Source organism: Lentzea xinjiangensis, from assembly GCF_900110955.1.
In the GTDB taxonomy this organism is placed as follows: domain Bacteria; phylum Actinomycetota; class Actinomycetes; order Mycobacteriales; family Pseudonocardiaceae; genus Lentzea; species Lentzea xinjiangensis.
Window position 1 is genome coordinate 96,149 of record NZ_FOFR01000001.1, and the last position, 16,119, is coordinate 112,267.

Consider the following 16,119-nt stretch of genomic DNA (forward strand, 5'->3'; position numbering starts at 1 on the left):
GTTCACCGATTCGAGTGGCCTAATTTCACCCATTCGAAACAGCGACTACCTACCGTGTCCGCCCAGCTCCCCTGTGCTTGTCGTCGGTCAGCCGGGCCTTCTCCTCCGGCGTCCCGAAGCGGGCGACGTCGCGGTCGCGGATGAAGCCCAGCGGGTCCGGCGCGTGCAGCCGCAGCATGATCTGGCTGACGTCCGCGGGCGCGCGCCTGCGGGTCGCCTTGCTGACGACGATCATCGTCATGAACGCGAGCGGCACCGTGATCAGCGCGGGCTGGGTGATGAACGCGGGCGCCCAGCGGCCGGTGTAGGAGCTGACGACGCTCACGACCTGAGCGCCGATCACCAGACCGCCGCCGACCACGAGCCCGCACACCGCGCCCACCCAGGTGAGCCCGCGCCACCAGATGCCGAGCACCAGCAGCGGGCAGAACGTCGACGCGGCCAGCGCGAACGACATCGCCACCGTCAGCGACGCGTCGGAGCGCGGCAGCAGCAGCGCGAGCCCGATCGCGACGAGACCGGTGAACACGGTCGCCCACCGGAAGTCGCGGACCTTGCCCGGCATGATGTCCGTCGAGACCACCCCGGCGACCGACACCACGAGTCCCGACGAGGTCGACAGGAACGCCGCGAACGCGCCGGCGGCGACGATCGCGCCGAGGATCTGACCGCCCAGGTTGGGCACCATCGTCTCCGGCAGCATCAGCACCGCCGCGTCCGTCTTGCCGTTCACCAGCAGCTGCGGCAGGAAGAGCCGCGCCAGCACGCCCAGCACCGTCGGGAAGATGTAGAACAGGCCGAGCAGGTAGAGCACGTGCAGCGCCGTGCGACGGGCCGCCTTGCCGTCCGGGTTGGTGTAGAAGCGGACCAGGACGTGCGGCAGGCCCATCGTGCCGAGGAACGTCGCGAAGATCAGCGAGTACGTCCTGACCAGCTCGGAGACGCCGCCGGTCTGCGGCCGCGTCCAGTCGTAGTTCGTCGTCGGCGAGCCCTCGACCACCGGCACCGGGCTGCCCGCGGCGAACTCCATCGTCGTGCCGGGGGTCAGCTCGTAGACGCCGCGGCCCCAGAACACCGGCCCGTCCGCGGTCCTGCCGTCGACCTGGCCGCGCACCGTCAACGTCAGCGGCTCGTCGACGCGGACCTTGACGACCTGCTCGGCGACCGTGACCGTCTCGGCGTGCGGGAACCTGACCGCGCCGTCGTCGCTGATCGGCTGCGTGCCGCGGCTGGGCGAGGCGAGGAACACGACGAACAGCACGAACGTCGGCGCCGCGATGGCGAAGAGCTTGCCCCAGTACTGGAACGCCTGCACCAGCGTGATCGCGCGCATGCCGCCGCCCAGCACGTTGACCACCACGATCGCCGTCACGACCAGGCCGCCGAACCACGCGGGCAGGCCGGTGATCGTGGTCAGCGTCAGGCCCGCGGACTGCAGCTGCGGCACCAGGTACAGCACGCCGATGCACACGACGAAGAACGTGCTGAAGTGCCGCACGTTCACCGACCCCAGCCGGGCCTCGGCGAAGTCCGGCAACGTGTAGGCGCCCGACCTCCGCAGCGGCGCGGCCACGAACAGCAGCAGCGCGAGGTATCCGGCGGTGAAGCCGACCGGGTACCACAGCGCGTCGACGCCGTCCTTGAGCACGAGACCGGCCACGCCCAGGAACGACGCCGCGGACAGGTACTCGCCGGAGATCGCGGCGGCGTTGCGGGTGGCGGGGATCGCCCGGCGGGCCACCAGGAAGTCCGGGGTGGTGTTCGCCTTGCGCGACCCGACGTACCCGAGCAGGAACGTCACGGCCGCAACGGCGACGATGGCGCTGAGGCTGTAGATGGTGGCGTTCACGTCAGCGGTCGACCATGTTCACGAAGTCGCGCTCGTGCCGTTCGGCCTGTCTGCGGAACACCCACCCGACGCCGTAGAGGATCGGGAAGGGCGCGACACCGAGCACGAGCCACGGTACCGGGATGCCCAGGACCTCCAGGTCCCCGACCTGCGGGGCCAGGTAGAAGGTGATCGGCAGCAGGCACATGCCGATCAGCACGGCGAACGCGAGGCCGAACGCGGACTTGAGCTGCTGCTTGATGAGGTCGCGGACCAGCTTCTCGCCGACGCTGGTCTGCTCCTCCAGCTCGATGATCGTGCGCAACGCCTTGCCGCGCGACTTCGTCGAGTCCGCGAGCACGACCCTGCGCCTGCGCGGCTTGCGGGCCTGCTCACCGAGCCACGCCTCGCGGGCCGGCGGCTCGGGCTTTCCCGCGTCGTGCCTGCTCACCAGCCGCTCTTCGGCGGTCGCACGATCCGTTCCTTGAGCTCCTTGGTGTGTCGGCGGCTCACCGGGAGTTCCTTGGCGCCCTCTCCGGTGCCGATGACGACCGCGTAGCCGTTCGCCGTCATGCGCAGCTCGCTCACCAACGGCAGCGCGACGAGGTACGACCGGTGGATGCGCACGAACCCCGCGTTGGCCCACCGCTCCTCGAGCTGGGCGAGCGGGATGCGCACGAGGTGGCTGCCGTCCTGGGTGTGCAGGCGGGCGTAGTCGCCCTGCGCCTCGACGTACCGCACGGACGCGCGCGGCACGAGCTTGATCGTGCCGCCCAGCTCGACGGGGATGACCTCGTCGTCGCTCGGCTCCGCCGCGTTCTGGGACAGCGACGCCGACGACGTCTGCGGCGCCGCCGTGCGGCCGACGCGGTCCGCGACCCGCGAGATCGCCTTGAGGACGCGCTCCTCGTTGATCGGCTTGTTGATGAAGTCGAGCGCACCGACGTCGAACGCCGTGACGAGCGCGTCGCGCTCCTCGACGCCGGTCACGAAGACGAGCGCGGGCGGGTAGCGGAAGGCGCTGAGCACCCGTGCGAGGTCCATGCCGGACAGGCCGGGCATGTTGATGTCCGCGAAGACCGCGTCGACCGGCGGCAGGCCGGCCTTGGTCCTCGCCATGACCTCCTGCTCGTAGTCACCCCTCAGGATGCGCAGGGCCTCGGCGGCGTCGAAGGCGGTGAGGACGCGCCGGATGTGAGGACTGCTCTCGAGCAGGAACTTGATCTCGCTCAGGCCGGGAGCCTCGTCATCGACTGCGAGGACGAGGAGACCGGCGTTGTCGGGCAGCATTCTTTCTGGGGTACTCACTGTGTCGGGCATCTTGCCCACCAATGTGCGGTCGTGTCTACGCCGGGGGCCGGCTCGACACGCCCGGTGAAACCGAACTGATGCTCACAGCCCGAATCGGGACCAGCGCGCACGTTCCTCGACGCTCGCGAGCACCTGCGCCACGAGATCGCCCGATCGGGTGGAAGCTCCGGCCAGGCCGAGCTTGGCCAGCAGCGGCTTGCGCGGCTCGGCGATGGTCAGCTCGGCGTTGGGGAACCGCTTGGCGATGACGCTGCGGATCGTCCCGATGCCGTCGACGAGACCGAGCTGCTGGGCCTTCGCGCCGGTCCAGACCTCACCGCTGAAGAGGTCCTCGCCGGTGGCGAGCTTGGCGCCGCGGCGTTCGGTGACCCACGCCTTGAACTGCTCGTGCAGGTCGGCGTGCAGCCCCTTGAGCCACTCGACGTCCTCGGGCTTCTCGGCCTGGAACGGGTCGAGCCGCACCTTGTTCTCACCCGCGGTGTAGACGCGCCGCTCGACCCCGGCCTTGTCCAGCAGGCCGTTGAGCCCGAACCCGGCGCTGACCACCCCGATGGAGCCCACGAGAGAGGTGCCGTGCGCGTAGATCTCGTCACCCGCGCACGCCAGCCAGTACCCGCCGGAGGCCGCCACGTCCTCGCAGAACGCGAGCACCGGCACGTGCTTCTTCGTGGCGAGCTCGCGGATCCGCTCGGCGATGAGCGCGCTCTGCGTCGGCGCTCCGCCGGGCGAGTTGATGAGCAGGGCCACGGCGATCAGCCGCTCGTTGTCGAACGCGCGGTTGATGGCCGATTCGACGTTCTGCAGGTTGATCGTGTTGCGCGCGACCGGCGAGGACTGCGGGGTGATGACCCCGTGCAACCGCACCGCGGCGACGACCGGCGGCCGCTCACCCCGGTCCATGACCCTCGGCAGCCGGGCCGCGATCTTGTCCGTGACGCTCATGTACCCGACAGTACGTGCGTTTCGCGGTCACGCGGGAACAGGAACGCGCGAGGTTGCTCCCGCGTGACTTTGAACACGTATTGTCCGAAGGGTGACGTTCAACCCGATCCGCTGGCTCGAACGCTACGTCGAGTGGTGGGACGACCGGGGCAGGCAGAACGCCGCCGGCCCGACACCCATGCACATCTACTGGATGTGGGTGAGCTGGGGCGTGTGCGCGGTCGTGCTGATCACGACCCTGGCGGTCGCGGCACGCTGACGGCTCTCAGCACTTGCAGCCGGAGAGGCCCTTCGCGGTGCACTTGATGCAGACGCGGACGCGTTCGGGTGCTTGTTGTTCCTGCAATTGACGTTGCCCTTAACTCGCGGCCGGCCACTGTTCGCTCAACGACCGGCTGTTCATTGGTCAACACCACAATCGGCAGGTTGAGCTTCCGGGTTGAGCATGGTTGCGCATGCAAGTTGCCGGCGGACCGAGCGGGATGATCACCGCAGGTCAGGCGCGCACCACGGGCTGCTCGCCGGTGATCGGCTCGTCGGTGAGCTGAGTCCCGATGTTGAGGTTCGGCAGCACGTTCCTGGCGAACTTCGGCACCTTCAGGATCACCTTGGTCCCGGCGTTCGGCGCCGTCTCGACCACGAGCGCGTACTCGGCGCCGAACACGGTCCGCATGCGGTCGTTGATGTTGCCGATGCCGACGTGCGCGCCGGTCTGGTGCGCGTCCTTGATGTCGTCGAGCCGGTCGGGGTCCATGCCGACGCCGTCGTCCTCGACGCTGATCAGGGCCTCGCTGCCGTTGTCCTCGGCGGTGATGGTCAGCATGCCGCCGCCGGGCTTCTTGGCGAGGCCGTGCCGGACCGCGTTCTCCACCAGCGGCTGCAGCACCAGGAACGGCAGCACGACCTGCAGGACCTCGGGGGCGATCCGCAGCCGGACGTTGAGCCGGGAGCCGTAGCGGGCCTGCTCGATGGTCAGGTAGCGGTGGATGTTGGTGAGCTCGTCGGCGAGCGTCGTGAACAGGCCGTCGGTGCGGAACGAGTAGCGCGTGAACTCCGCGAACTCCTGCAGCAGCTCGCGGGCGTGCGACGGGTCGGTGCGGATCAGCGACGAGATGGTGTTCAGGGCGTTGTAGACGAAGTGCGGCGAGATCTGCGCCCGCAGCGCCTTCACCTCGGCCTGGGCGAGGGCCTGCCGCTGCTTCTGCACGACCTCCAGCTCGAGCTGGGTCGAGACGAAGCGGGCCGTCTCCTCGGCCATGCGGATCTGGCGCTTGGAGGCGACGCCGGACACCACGATCAACGTGCCGGCCACGTCGCCCTCGACGACCAGGGGGACCACCACAACGCTGTGCAGGGAGCACGGCCCCTGCAGCTCGCAGCCGAGCTTGCGGTGGTCGACGTGTTCCTTGTGGCAGTTGTTGATGGCACGGGCCACCGTGTCGCGGAGGTACTCGTAGTGGTCGTTCGCGCCGCCGTCCCACGACAGGACGGTGCCCTCTTCGTCGGTGATGGCGACCGCGACGCACCTGAGCATCTCGCGCAGGTGCGGGGTGGCCTTGTCGGCGGCCTCCTGGGTCAGGCCCGCTCGCAGGTCGCTCGACGCCTTGGACATGCGGTCGAGCATGTCCATCACAGCATCCTCGACGGAGGTGCTGACTCGTCGAGCGCGGCACAGCATCACGAAGAGGCCGAGAACGGCCAGGGTCGCGATGACACCGAGCACCGCGCGCTCGGTCAACAGGTCGCCCACAAGGCACATGCTGTGCCGTGGGGCACCCCTATAGCAAGAGGCACGCCTCGCGTACGCCCGTACGGTCCACCGGCCCAGTAGACATCCGATGAATTTGGGGGGAGGGTGTGCGGGTGAAAGTGGCGCTGTTCGCAACCTGCCTGACCGACACGTTCTTCCCGGAGACGGCACGTGCCGTGGTGCGCCTGCTGGAGCGGCTCGGCTGTTCGGTGGAGTTCCCGCTCGACCAGACGTGCTGCGGGCAGATGCACTTCAACACCGGCTACCGGGAGCACTCGAAGCCGTTGGCGCGCAAGTACACCGAGGTCTTCGGGGGTTATGACCACGTGGTCGTGCCGTCCGGGTCGTGCGCGGGGATGGTCAGGGAGGTCCACCCCACCCTGGGCGAGTCGCCGCCGCGCACGTTCGAGCTCGCGGAGTTCCTCGTCGACGTGCTCGGCGTCACGGACGTGGGCGCGTGGTTCCCCCACCGCGTCACCTACCACCCCACGTGCCACTCGTTGCGCATGCTGGGGGTCGGCGACAAGCCGCTGGCGCTGCTCAGGTCGGTCAAGGCGCTCGAACTGGTGGAGCTGCCCGGCTCGGCGCAGTGCTGCGGCTTCGGCGGCACGTTCGCGGTGAAGAACGCCGAGACGTCCACGGCGATGCTCGCGGACAAGATGCGGTGCGTGCTGGACACCGGCGCCGAGGTGCTGTGCGCCGGCGACAACTCCTGCCTCATGCACATCGGCGGTGGTCTCTCCCGGCTGCGGGCGGGCGTGCGGCCGGTGCACCTGGCGGAGATCCTGGCTTCGACGGAGGAGGACCCGTGGCGCGCAACCCCGTGACGTGGCTCGGCAGCCCCACGTTCCCCAAGGCCGCGCACACGGCGCTCGCCGACACGCAGCTACGGCAGAACCTGCGCAAGGCCACCGGGACCATCCGGGCGAGGCGGGCCGCGGCCGTCGCCGAGATGACCGACTGGGAGATGCTGCGCGTCGCCGGCGAGCAGATCAAGGACGACGTCCTGGCCCGCCTGGACACGCTCCTCGTCCAGCTCGAGGAGTCCGTCACGGCCCGCGGCGGCGTCGTCCACTGGGCCCGTGACGCAGAAGAGGCCAACCGGATCGTGCTCGACCTCTGCCGGGCCGAGAACGCGCGGGAGGTCGTCAAGGTCAAGTCGATGGCCACGGCCGAGATCGGGCTCAACGAAGCCCTCGAAGCCGGTGGCGTGCAGGCGGTCGAGACCGACCTCGCCGAGCTCATCGTGCAGCTCGGCGACGACCGGCCGTCGCACATCCTGGTGCCCGCCATCCACCGCAACCGCTCGGAGATCCGCGAGATCTTCCAGCGCCGCATGGGCGTCGAGGTCTCCGACGAACCGGCGGACCTCGCCGAGGCGGCCCGGACCTACCTGCGGCGGAAGTTCCTCACGACGAAGGTCGCGATCTCGGGGGCGAACTTCGCCGTCGCCGACACCGGGTCGATCGTCGTGCTGGAGTCCGAGGGCAACGGCCGGATGTGCCTGACCCTGCCGGAGACCCTGATCACCGTCATGGGCATCGAGAAGCTCGTGCCGTCGTGGCAGGACCTCGAGGTGTTCCTCCAGCTCCTGCCGCGCTCCTCCACCGCGGAGCGGATGAACCCGTACACGAGCGTGTGGACCGGCGTGACGCCCGGCGACGGCCCGCAGAAGTTCCACCTCGTGCTCATCGACAACGGCCGCACCGCCACGCTCACAGACTCCGTCGGACGCCAGGCGCTCCGGTGCATCCGCTGCTCGGCGTGCCTCAACGTCTGCCCGGTCTACGAACGCACCGGCGGTCAGTCGTACGGCTCGGTCTACCCCGGCCCGATCGGCGCGATCCTGACCCCTCAGCTCGTCGGGGACCTGACGGACCCGCAGGCCGCCTCACTCCCCTACGCCTCCTCGCTGTGCGGCGCGTGCTTCGAGGTCTGCCCGGTGCGGATCGACATCCCGTCGGTCCTCACGCACCTGCGCGCCGAGGTCGTCGAAGCCAAGGGACGCACGGCGGAGTCCGTCGCGATGGCCGCCGCCGCGTGGGTGTTCCGGGAGTCGTCGCGGTACGAGAAGGCCCAGAAAGCCGGTTCCCTGGCCCGGTTCCTGGCCAGGGACGGCCGGATCACGTCGTTGCCGTGGCCCGGGTCGAGGTGGACGTCCTCACGTGACGTGCCCGCGCCGCCGGCCGAGTCGTTCCGCGCCTGGTGGAGGAAGAATCGTGGCTAGTGCCAGGGAAGAGATCCTGCGGCGGATCAGGGCGGCGCGGGTGCCGCGGGCCGCCCCGGTGGTTCGCGGTTACCACCGGGAGGGCCCCGGCGGCGTCGAGCTGTTCGCGGAACGGGTCGCCGACTACCGCGCGGTCGTGCGCACCGTGCCGGACGTGCCGGAGGCGCTGAAGGCGTTGGCGGGCAAGCGGATCGTGGCCCCGGCGGGCGTTCCGCGGGAGTGGCTGGTCGGCGGGGTCACGTGGCTGCGCGAACCGCTCACCACCGAGGAGCTCGACCGGGCCGACGGCGTGCTGACCGGGTGCGCGGTGGCGATCGCGGACACCGGCACGATCGTGCTCGACGGTGGCGAGGCGCAGGGACGCCGTGCGCTCACCCTGCTCCCGGACTACCACGTGTGCGTCGTGCGGGCCGACCAGATCGCGGGGTCGGTGCCGGAAGCGTTGCAGCGACTGGAGCCCACGCGGCCGTTGACGTTCATCAGCGGTCCGTCCGCGACGAGCGACATCGAGCTGAACCGGGTGGAGGGCGTGCACGGCCCGCGGACCCTGGAGGTCCTGATCGTCACTTGAGCAGGCGCGACAACCGGCGGTCGGCCAGCGGCTTGCCGCCGGTCTGGCACTTCGGGCAGTACTGGAACGCCTTGTCCGCGAACGACACCTCGCGCACGGTGTCACCGCAGACGGGACAGGGCAGCCCGGTGCGCGCGTGCACCCGCAGCCCGGACCGCTTCTCACCCTTGAGCCGGGCCGCGTCCTGCCCCACCGACCGCGCCACCGCGTCCGTCAGCGTGGTGAGCATCGCTTCGTGCAGCCGGTCGAGCTGTTCGTCGTCCAGCTTGCCCGTCGTGGCGTAGGGCGAGAGCCGGGCCAGGTGCATGATCTCGTCGGAGTACGCGTTGCCGATGCCCGCGATGAGGCTCTGGTCCGTGAGCGCCGTCTTGAGCCGCTCGGTCCGGTTGGCCAGCAGGTCCTCGAGCTGCGTGCGGGTGATCCCCACCGCGTCGGGACCGAGCCGGGCGATGCTCTCGATCGTCCGCGGGTCGCGCACGATCCACGCCGCGAGCCCCTTCTTCGTGCCGGCCTCGGTCAGGTCGAAACCCGGCCCCTGACCGGGCGGGCCGAGGTGCACGCGCAGCGCCAGCGGACCGCGGCCCTGCTTGGGCGGCGCCGCGGCCATGGTGTCCGCCCAGCGCAGCCACCCGGCGCGCGCGAGGTGGACGACCAGGTGCAGGCCGTCCGCGACCTCCACGTCGATGTGCTTGCCGTGCCGCCGCGCGGCCACGACCTCCTGGCCGTGCAGCGCGGTCCACGGTGGGTCGAACGTCTTGAGCACCTGCAGTGACGCCACGTCGACGCGGTGCACCGTGCGGCCCACCGCGTGCTCACGCAGGTGGTGGACCAGTGCTTCTACCTCGGGTAGCTCGGGCACCGGTCCAGTGTGCCTCAGTCGACGGGCTGCAGCGGGCCTTCGACGTCGGGCAGCGAGTGCATCTCGATCGTGCGAGCGACCCTGCTGGCCTCCTGGCGCACCGCGAGCGGGCCCCTGACCGAGCCGATCCACCGCTCGGGCGGCAGCTCGTCGGCGGTCGCCTTGCTCTCCGCCACCAGCGTGTGCGGCCGGCGCAGCGCCCAGCGGACCGGGAAGAACAGGAACAGGAAGATCAGCGCGAGGATCAGCCACGCGGGCACGACGACCTGCTCCGGCGTCCAGGCGATCAGCACGACCGCCATGACGACGAGCATCCCGGCCATCATGATGCCGGGCAGAGCGCCACCGCTGACGTCGTGCTCGAAGTCGTCGGACTCCACCGGGTTGCGCCACTCGATCCGGCTGTGGACCGTCCACATCCGCCCGTCCGCACCGCGCACCAGCCGCGTCATGTACCCGTCTCCCACGCTCGGTCGGTCTTGGTCAAACCGTACCTGGCGCGAGCCGAGCCTTGTGGGTGAACTCGGCCGTACTTGATCGTCACCGTCAGTTCTGAACGGGCTTGGTCGGGTAGAGCGTGGCCGTCGTGACCGTGGTCCGCGGCGTCGAGCACGGGTCGGACGTCACCGAAGGCACCTCGGTCTTCGCGGACGGCGTGTTCATCGAGTTGATGTCCCGTGACGGCGCAGGCGCCGACGTGACCACCTCGGAGGTGACGACCGGATCCTCGACCGGCTCCGCCCGCTCGACCGGCGGCTCCCGCCGCACGTCCGTCGTCGGCGTGGACGACGACGTCCGGTGCGTGGTCTCCTTCCGCTGCCCCGCGGGGTTGACCACGTTCTGGCGCGGCTGCTCCTGCTGCTGCTGCTGCTGCTGCGCGGGTGGCGGCGGCGCGACCACGAGCTCCTGGCTGTGCTCCGAGCTGGAGGTGCCCGAGCTGCTCAGGGCGATCACCGGGTTCTGGTCCGGCTGCAGCACCGCGAAGCCGGGCTCGCCGGTGAACACCGAGGCCATCGTCCCGAACAGGCCGACGGTCGCCACGCTCGCCGCGGCGACGGCCATCTTCGCCTTGGTGAACAGCACCTTCCCGACGAACGCCAAGCCCAGCGTGGACGGCACGACCAGGAACGCCGCGTTGGCGCGCAACGCCGCGCACACCTCGTTCAGCTCGGCGTGGAGCTGCGAGCAGGACGAACAGGTGTCGAGGTGGGCGCGGATCCGGCGTTCCTCGACGCCCTGGACCCCGCCGGCGGTGTAGGTGCCGAGCTTCGACCGGATCGCCGCGCACGACGAACGCCCGTCGTCCGCAGCCAGGTGCGCCTGGAGGTACGCCGCACGCAGACCCTCGCGCGCACGGCGGGCCAACGCGGACATGGCGTTCGGAGAGAGACCGAAGTGCGGTGCCACGGAGGCGGGGCGCTCGCCCTCCACCTCGACGCGCCACAGCACGACCCGCCACCGCTCGGGCAGGCTGGAGAAGGCCCTGGTGATGAGGTTGTGCTCGACCCGGCGGTTCGCGTTGTCCGCGACGGGCTCGACGCGGCGGCTGAGCTCCTCGTCCTCCACCGGCACGTCCCGGCGGCGGCCGCTCCACTCCCACGCGACGCGGCGGGCGACGGTCAGCAGGTAGGTGCGGACGTGGTCGGTGGGGCCGCTGCCCCGGCGGATCGCCTGGAGCATGCGGAAGAACGCCTCGGCCGTGAGGTCGTCCGCCTCGGCCGCCTCGCGGACGTGCCTGAGGGAGAAACGCCGGACCGCGTCCGCATGCCGGGAGAACAGTTCGCCGTAGGCCGAGTCATCTCCCTCGCGCACTCTGGCGAGCAGGTCCCGGTCGACCTCGTTCTCGTCGACCATCACGCGCTTCAACATGCCACAAGGGGCCAGACCTGCCCCTCGCCGACAACAGGTCGATACACAAGACCATCCATTAGTAGTGGGCTGATCAGCGCAACGCGATCGGTGACGAGACGGTCACAGGTGGGCGTCGGACGGTCGGCCGAAGAAGATCGAGCGACTATCGTCACGTCCGTGGTGGACTGGCGGGAACGTGCTTCATCCCTCGTGCCCGAACTTCGTGCTGTCGCCGAGACCGAGGAGTGGTCCTGCCACGTCTTCTTCTCCGAGCTGTCCCAACTGGCGATGGAAGCGCACCGCGAGCAGGACGACGACGTGCTGCGCCGCGCGTACGGCTTCGCGCACTGGTGCTTCCACCAGCCGGAGCAGTTCCTGGAGAACGCGGCGCTGATCAGCTTCTACGAGCACGTGTTCGACGACTGGGACCTCCGCGAGGAGGTGGCGGCGTGGCTGCCGGTGGACGTGCTGGCGAAGGTCCGCGCGCTGTGGGAGTGGCGCTGGCCCAAGGAGCAGTTGTCCGAGGTAGATCAACTGCTGGCCGGTTTGGCACCCCCCTCGCAAGACGCCGTCTGAGGCGTGTTGTATAGTTCTTCCCCGTAAGGCAGTGCGGATGTAGCGCAGTTGGTAGCGCATCACCTTGCCAAGGTGAGGGTCGCGAGTTCGAGTCTCGTCATCCGCTCCACTCGGGAAGGCTCATGCTCATGGAGAGCATGAGCCTTTTCGTTTCGCCGTGGTTCTGGGGGGACGACCCCCCACCCCTGCGTGAGCCGAAGGCCGGTGTCCCCAAGACACCGGCCTTATTTCATTCCTGTGTTGTCCCGCCCTTTCCCGGCTTCTCGAGGTGATCTCCGAGCGCAGCCGTGAAAGGGTGGTCGTGTCCGCTCGGATCAACCTGATCGAGCACCGTTCGACAAGGACCTGGAGATCATGGCCATCACTCAGACGGCAAACGCGCACTGGGAAGGCTCCCTCGTCGAGGGCAAGGGAAACGTCAGCCTCGACACGTCCAAGAGCGGCAGCTTCGAGATCGACTGGAAGGCGCGCGCCGAGGAGGCGGGCGGCAAGACCAGCCCCGAGGAGCTCATCGCCGCGGCGCACTCCGCTTGCTACTCGATGGCGCTCTCGCACGGCCTCACCGGCGCGGGCACGCCGCCCACCTCGATCGACACCAAGGCCGAGGTGAAGTTCCAGGCGGGCGTCGGCATCACCGGCATCCACCTGACCGTGCGCGCCAACGTTCCCGGGCTCACCCAGGAGGCCTTCACCGAGGCCGCTGAGGGCGCCAAGGCGAACTGCCCGGTGTCCAAGGCCCTCGCGGCCGTCGAGAACATCACGCTGGACGCCTCCCTGGTCTGAACCGCACCGCGCCGGGGCTGCTCGACCACCTCGGTCGAGCAGTCCGAGCCGCGCCAGCCGTCCGACGCGCGGCGTTGGGCGACGAGAACATCGAACCGTTGCCCCGGTGGGCTCGTGGGGTCTTCCCCTTACCGGGACGATGGGGGCGTGGACCGGGACCGCACGCTCGCGCACCTGAGCGACGACGACTGGCGCAGGCCTGACTCGTCGTCCACCCAGCTCTACCGCGACCTGTGCGCGCTGCGCGACCTGCCGGTGCGGCAACTGACCCCGACCTCGCTGCACCTGCTGGTCACGCACCAGGTGGGCCTCGACGTGACGGCGCTGCTGGCCCTGGAACAGGTCGAGCGCGACCCGCTGCGGTCGGTCGCGCTGTACCCCGGCGACCTGCTCGCGGCCCTGCTGAGGGTGGACCACTCGTTCTGGGCCGATCACCCGGATCTGCTGGCCAGGATGTCCGCTCTGCTGGACCGGCTGCGGACGCTGCCCGAGGGCGACTGGCACCTGCTGGTGTCCGCGGCGGAGCAGTTTCCCGGTTGAGACCTCCCGCCCTGACGTCACGCGCCGTCGTCACAGCGCGTGGTCAACGCGATGTCCCAAGGGCACGGCCAGGGAGAAAACGTTCGTATTGCTTGACCCAATCGAGTGAACGAGATAGGCAATCGGAGTGCTGGCGGCGATGAGTGGGCCGGGGCGGCTCGCGACGGGAGCGCTCCTGGGTGCGGTCGTCGCCGCGTTTTACGTGCTCGCGCCGCATGTCGGAACTTTCGCGTCGGGCGATCCGACGGCTCCGGGAGGCGGCGATCCGGTCCGCGTCTCGCTGATCAACACGCCTTCGCTGCTGCCGACGCCCGTCGAGACGTCATCACTGACTGTGTCGTCCAGTTCGTCGTCCGCGCCGTCGTCGTCATCGTCGTCCTCCTCTTCTTCTTCGCAGACAACGACTACGACGACAACGACCAGCACGACCACGGCCGTGGTGACCACGACGACGACCAAGCCGCCGGTCACGACCACCACGACCACCACGCCGCCACGGCCGACCACCACGACCACGACGACGCGGCGGTGCGGTCTCTTCGTCTGCTGATGCGCTTCTCGTAGCCCGGCAAAGCCGATTTCGTTTCGCGCTGCCCCAGCGGAAGCTTCCACCTGCGGTTTGTCGCGTCTGAATCCCGCCGCACGACCGAGATCCCGGCGAGAAGCGCCACAACCAGGTCACGACTTGAGAGGCCCGCACGAACGGATTACAGGGCACGGGCACAATGTCCGAGTCTCATGTTCGCGCGGAAGGGGGTGCCAGGGGTGACCTGGCAAGACGAGCTGCAGAAGCTCGACAACGAACTCGCCTCTGGTCGGATCTCGGCTGACGACTACCGACGCCGCCGGGACGAGGTCCTCTCCGGTTCGGCCGGCGGTGGGCCCGCCCAGAGTCCTCAGAGCGGGCCTTTTGCGCCGCCGTTCAAGTGGGAGGCGCAGCCGCCCAACACTTCCGACCGCACTCAGGTCGTCAACGTGCAGGGGGCGCCACCGCAGCCACCGCAGCCACAGCCGCAGCAGCCGCAGAACCCGAACGCCGACGCCACCCAGGTGGTTCCCGGCGGTCAGCGCGGAGGCGACGCCGACCGGACGCAGTTCGTGGCGCCCGTCCAGCCCGGTCCCGGTGGGTGGGGCCAGCCGCAGCAGCAGCCCGCGCCGCCGCCGTGGGTCGGCGGTGACTTCGACCAGATCAACCAGCCGTCGCCGAGCTGGAGCCACGGGCCCGAGGTCTTCGACGAGTCGAGCGGCGGCGGCAAGGGCAAGATCTTCGCGATCATCGGTGTCGTGCTGGTGCTCGCGCTGATCGGTGGCGGCATCTGGTGGTTCACCGCGGGCAGCAAGTCCGGCGGCACCACGGCGAACAGCAACACCGCCCCGCCGCCGTCCACGACGTCGTCGAGCGCCGGGCCGAAGCTGCCGCTCAACGGTCTCGCCGGCGCGGTCGACGCCGCCAACACCGGTCCCGTGACGGTGGACAAGGCGTCGAAGGAGAAGTCGCAGTTCAGCCCGGACGAGGCCGCGCTGCTGACGACGTGCGGCGCCGAGTCGGGCATGTCCCAGGTGCTCTTCGCGGACGACTGGTTCACCCAGGTCCACATCTTCGCCTGCACCGACGGCGCGGCGGCCAAGACCGCGGCCGACGCGCTCGCCGACCTGCAGAAGGGCTACGGCTTCGCGGCCACCACCGGCCCGAAGCAGCTGCCCTCGATGGTCTCGGAGAAGGCGACCGACGTGCCGGACGCGCCGTTCGACTCGCGCATCTTCTACGTCTCGGACAAGTCGCTGGTGCGGGTCGAGGTCCGCGGCAAGACCAAGGCGGCGATGGACGGCGGCGCCGACAAGGTCGTCACCGCCATCGAGAAGAACTACCCCGCCAAGTGAGAGGTGCCGGCGTGCCACCGCCACGCGGTGGCGAGGATCTCGGGAAGACCGAACCTGGCACGCCAGCCCAGCACCTCGAAGGCACGGGCAGGATCCGCCCACACCACGGGCGGGTCCCCCGGCCTGCGGTCGCCGAAGGTCACCGGCAACGGCCGGCCCGCGACCTGCTCCAGCCCCCGCACGACCTGTAGCACCGAGTACCCGGTGCCGGTCCCCAGGTTCAGCGCCGCGGAAGCACCGCCGTCGCGCAGGTGGTCCAGCGCCAGGACGTGCGCCTCGGCCAGGTCCACCACGTGCGTGTAGTCCCGCACGGCGGTGCCGTCCTCGGTCGGGTAGTCGCTGCCGAACAACGTCACCGGTGGACGCGCTCCCAGGGCGGCCTTCGCGAGCAACGGCACCAGGTTGTGCGTCGGGCCCCAGTCCTCGCCGATGCTGCCGTCGAGCGCCGCTCCGGCCGCGTTGAAGTAGCGCAACGACATCCAGCGCAGGCCGTGCGCGTTCCCGTACGCCTCGATCATCCGCTCGCCCACGAGTTTGCTGTGGCCGTACGGGCTGATGGGCTGCAACGGGCTGTCCTCGGTGATCGGCAGCTTCTCCGCGGCGCCGTAGACCGAGCAGGAGGACGAGAACACCAGATCGCGGACACCGGTCCGCACCAGGGCGTTCAGCACGGACAACGTGCCGGTGGCGTTGTGGTGGAAGTACAGGCCGGGGTCCTTCATGGACTCGCCGGGGTTCTTCAGGCCCGCGAGGTGGATGCAGGCCGTCACACCGTGGTCCTGAATGACCTGTTCGAGCTTCGCCGTGTCGGTGACGTCGATAGTGTGTACGGGGGTGCCGGACGGTACGGCCGCGGGCGAGCCCGTGCGCATGTTGTCCACCACGACCACGCCACGCCCGGTCTCGGTCAGCGCGTGCACGACGTGCGAGCCGACGTAGCCCGCACCGCCGGTAACCAGGATCGTCACCGCTTGTCCTCCGTTCGACGGCGACAGGCTAT

General features: G+C 69.7%; 18 protein-coding genes and 1 tRNA gene. 9 read left to right on the top strand and 10 right to left on the bottom strand.

Annotated features, from left to right (window positions below; all coding sequences use genetic code 11):
* Positions 1-49: 49 nt before the first annotated feature.
* The 4 genes from BMW88_RS00505 to BMW88_RS00520 all read right to left on the bottom strand — a co-directional run bounded on the left by BMW88_RS00505 (position 50) and on the right by BMW88_RS00520 (position 4,081).
* Positions 50-1,849, bottom strand: a complete 1,800-nt coding sequence (locus BMW88_RS00505; protein ID WP_089948202.1) for a sodium/solute symporter — start codon at positions 1,847-1,849, stop codon at positions 50-52.
* A gap of 1 nt (position 1,850) precedes the next feature.
* Positions 1,851-2,279 (bottom strand): hypothetical protein, encoded by a 429-nt coding sequence (locus BMW88_RS00510; protein ID WP_089948203.1) that lies wholly within the window; start codon positions 2,277-2,279, stop codon positions 1,851-1,853.
* Entirely contained in the window at positions 2,276-3,148 is an 873-nt protein-coding gene (locus BMW88_RS00515; RefSeq protein WP_425434584.1) for a LytR/AlgR family response regulator transcription factor, read from the bottom strand. Before BMW88_RS00515 ends, BMW88_RS00510 begins: the two co-directional genes overlap by 4 nt.
* A 72-nt stretch (positions 3,149-3,220) precedes the next feature.
* The gene (locus tag BMW88_RS00520) at positions 3,221-4,081 is read right to left on the bottom strand and encodes a S49 family peptidase (RefSeq protein WP_089948206.1); all 861 of its coding nucleotides are present in this window, start codon (positions 4,079-4,081) and stop codon (positions 3,221-3,223) included.
* A gap of 91 nt (positions 4,082-4,172) precedes the next feature.
* On the opposite strand from BMW88_RS00520, the gene BMW88_RS41565 reads away from it, so the two are divergent.
* On the top strand, positions 4,173-4,340 hold the full coding sequence (locus BMW88_RS41565) for a hypothetical protein (protein ID WP_177220854.1): 168 nt from the start codon (positions 4,173-4,175) through the stop codon (positions 4,338-4,340).
* Between the two features lie 237 nt (positions 4,341-4,577).
* On the opposite strand, the gene BMW88_RS00525 is transcribed toward BMW88_RS41565, so the two are convergent.
* A complete protein-coding gene (locus BMW88_RS00525; RefSeq protein ID WP_089948208.1) occupies positions 4,578-5,840 on the bottom strand; it encodes a sensor histidine kinase in 1,263 nt (420 codons plus the stop codon).
* Positions 5,841-5,950: 110 nt separating this feature from the next.
* Here BMW88_RS00525 and BMW88_RS00530 point away from each other — a divergent pair, with 110 nt between their 5' ends.
* Genes BMW88_RS00530 through BMW88_RS00540 form a run of 3 tightly spaced genes read left to right on the top strand, consistent with a single transcriptional unit; the run spans position 5,951 to position 8,629 of the window.
* Positions 5,951-6,658 (top strand): (Fe-S)-binding protein, encoded by a 708-nt coding sequence (locus tag BMW88_RS00530; protein ID WP_089948210.1) that lies wholly within the window; start codon positions 5,951-5,953, stop codon positions 6,656-6,658.
* Complete coding sequence (locus tag BMW88_RS00535; RefSeq protein ID WP_089948211.1) at positions 6,640-8,058, top strand: LutB/LldF family L-lactate oxidation iron-sulfur protein; 1,419 nt, start codon at positions 6,640-6,642, stop codon at positions 8,056-8,058. Before BMW88_RS00530 ends, BMW88_RS00535 begins: the two co-directional genes overlap by 19 nt.
* Positions 8,051-8,629: a LutC/YkgG family protein gene (locus tag BMW88_RS00540; RefSeq protein WP_089948213.1), complete on the top strand. Its 579-nt coding sequence runs from the start codon at positions 8,051-8,053 to the stop codon at positions 8,627-8,629. Before BMW88_RS00535 ends, BMW88_RS00540 begins: the two co-directional genes overlap by 8 nt.
* Here the strand turns inward: BMW88_RS00540 and BMW88_RS00545 are convergent.
* The 3 genes from BMW88_RS00545 to BMW88_RS00555 all read right to left on the bottom strand — a co-directional run bounded on the left by BMW88_RS00545 (position 8,622) and on the right by BMW88_RS00555 (position 11,357).
* Positions 8,622-9,488, bottom strand: coding sequence for an Fpg/Nei family DNA glycosylase (locus tag BMW88_RS00545; RefSeq protein WP_089948215.1), 867 nt, complete (start codon positions 9,486-9,488; stop codon positions 8,622-8,624). The genes BMW88_RS00540 and BMW88_RS00545 overlap by 8 nt on opposite strands.
* A gap of 14 nt (positions 9,489-9,502) precedes the next feature.
* On the bottom strand, positions 9,503-9,940 hold the full coding sequence (locus BMW88_RS00550; protein WP_089948216.1) for a DUF983 domain-containing protein: 438 nt from the start codon (positions 9,938-9,940) through the stop codon (positions 9,503-9,505).
* 94 nt (positions 9,941-10,034) lie between these two features.
* On the bottom strand, positions 10,035-11,357 hold the full coding sequence (locus tag BMW88_RS00555; RefSeq protein ID WP_089948218.1) for a sigma-70 family RNA polymerase sigma factor: 1,323 nt from the start codon (positions 11,355-11,357) through the stop codon (positions 10,035-10,037).
* 192 nt (positions 11,358-11,549) lie between these two features.
* Between BMW88_RS00555 and BMW88_RS00560 the strand changes: the two genes are divergently transcribed.
* The 4 genes from BMW88_RS00560 to BMW88_RS00575 all read left to right on the top strand — a co-directional run bounded on the left by BMW88_RS00560 (position 11,550) and on the right by BMW88_RS00575 (position 13,238).
* On the top strand, positions 11,550-11,915 hold the full coding sequence (locus BMW88_RS00560) for a DUF7674 family protein (RefSeq protein WP_245777490.1): 366 nt from the start codon (positions 11,550-11,552) through the stop codon (positions 11,913-11,915).
* A 33-nt stretch (positions 11,916-11,948) separates the two neighbouring features.
* Positions 11,949-12,024: transfer RNA gene (locus BMW88_RS00565), tRNA-Gly, on the top strand.
* A 245-nt stretch (positions 12,025-12,269) separates the two neighbouring features.
* Positions 12,270-12,698: an OsmC family peroxiredoxin gene (locus BMW88_RS00570; RefSeq protein WP_089948221.1), complete on the top strand. Its 429-nt coding sequence runs from the start codon at positions 12,270-12,272 to the stop codon at positions 12,696-12,698.
* A 147-nt stretch (positions 12,699-12,845) separates the two neighbouring features.
* Entirely contained in the window at positions 12,846-13,238 is a 393-nt protein-coding gene (locus BMW88_RS00575) for a contact-dependent growth inhibition system immunity protein (protein WP_089948222.1), read from the top strand.
* Positions 13,239-13,436: 198 nt separating this feature from the next.
* Here BMW88_RS00575 and BMW88_RS40765 read toward each other — a convergent pair whose 3' ends face one another.
* A complete protein-coding gene (locus BMW88_RS40765) occupies positions 13,437-13,850 on the bottom strand; it encodes a hypothetical protein (protein ID WP_143115931.1) in 414 nt (137 codons plus the stop codon).
* A 153-nt stretch (positions 13,851-14,003) separates the two neighbouring features.
* On the opposite strand from BMW88_RS40765, the gene BMW88_RS00585 reads away from it, so the two are divergent.
* Entirely contained in the window at positions 14,004-15,119 is a 1,116-nt protein-coding gene (locus BMW88_RS00585; protein ID WP_089948224.1) for a flagellar basal body-associated FliL family protein, read from the top strand.
* Here BMW88_RS00585 and galE read toward each other — a convergent pair.
* Positions 15,104-16,087 carry a UDP-glucose 4-epimerase GalE gene (gene galE, locus BMW88_RS00590; protein WP_089948225.1) on the bottom strand — a complete coding sequence of 328 codons (984 nt, stop codon included), beginning with the start codon at positions 16,085-16,087 and terminating at the stop codon, positions 15,104-15,106. The genes BMW88_RS00585 and galE overlap by 16 nt on opposite strands.
* Between the last annotated feature and the right edge of the window lie 32 nt (positions 16,088-16,119).

Excerpts from the sequence above, each read along its gene's own strand:
- BMW88_RS00570 (WP_089948221.1), top strand. The coding sequence starts at position 12,270 with ATGGCCATCACTCAGACGGCAAACGCGCACTGGGAAGGCTCCCTCGTC.
- BMW88_RS00550 (WP_089948216.1), bottom strand. The coding sequence starts at position 9,940 with ATGACGCGGCTGGTGCGCGGTGCGGACGGGCGGATGTGGACGGTCCAC.
- BMW88_RS00525 (WP_089948208.1), bottom strand. The coding sequence starts at position 5,840 with ATGTGCCTTGTGGGCGACCTGTTGACCGAGCGCGCGGTGCTCGGTGTC.
- BMW88_RS00515 (WP_425434584.1), bottom strand. The coding sequence starts at position 3,148 with ATGCCCGACACAGTGAGTACCCCAGAAAGAATGCTGCCCGACAACGCC.
- BMW88_RS00520 (WP_089948206.1), bottom strand. The coding sequence starts at position 4,081 with ATGAGCGTCACGGACAAGATCGCGGCCCGGCTGCCGAGGGTCATGGAC.
- BMW88_RS00555 (WP_089948218.1), bottom strand. The coding sequence starts at position 11,357 with ATGTTGAAGCGCGTGATGGTCGACGAGAACGAGGTCGACCGGGACCTG.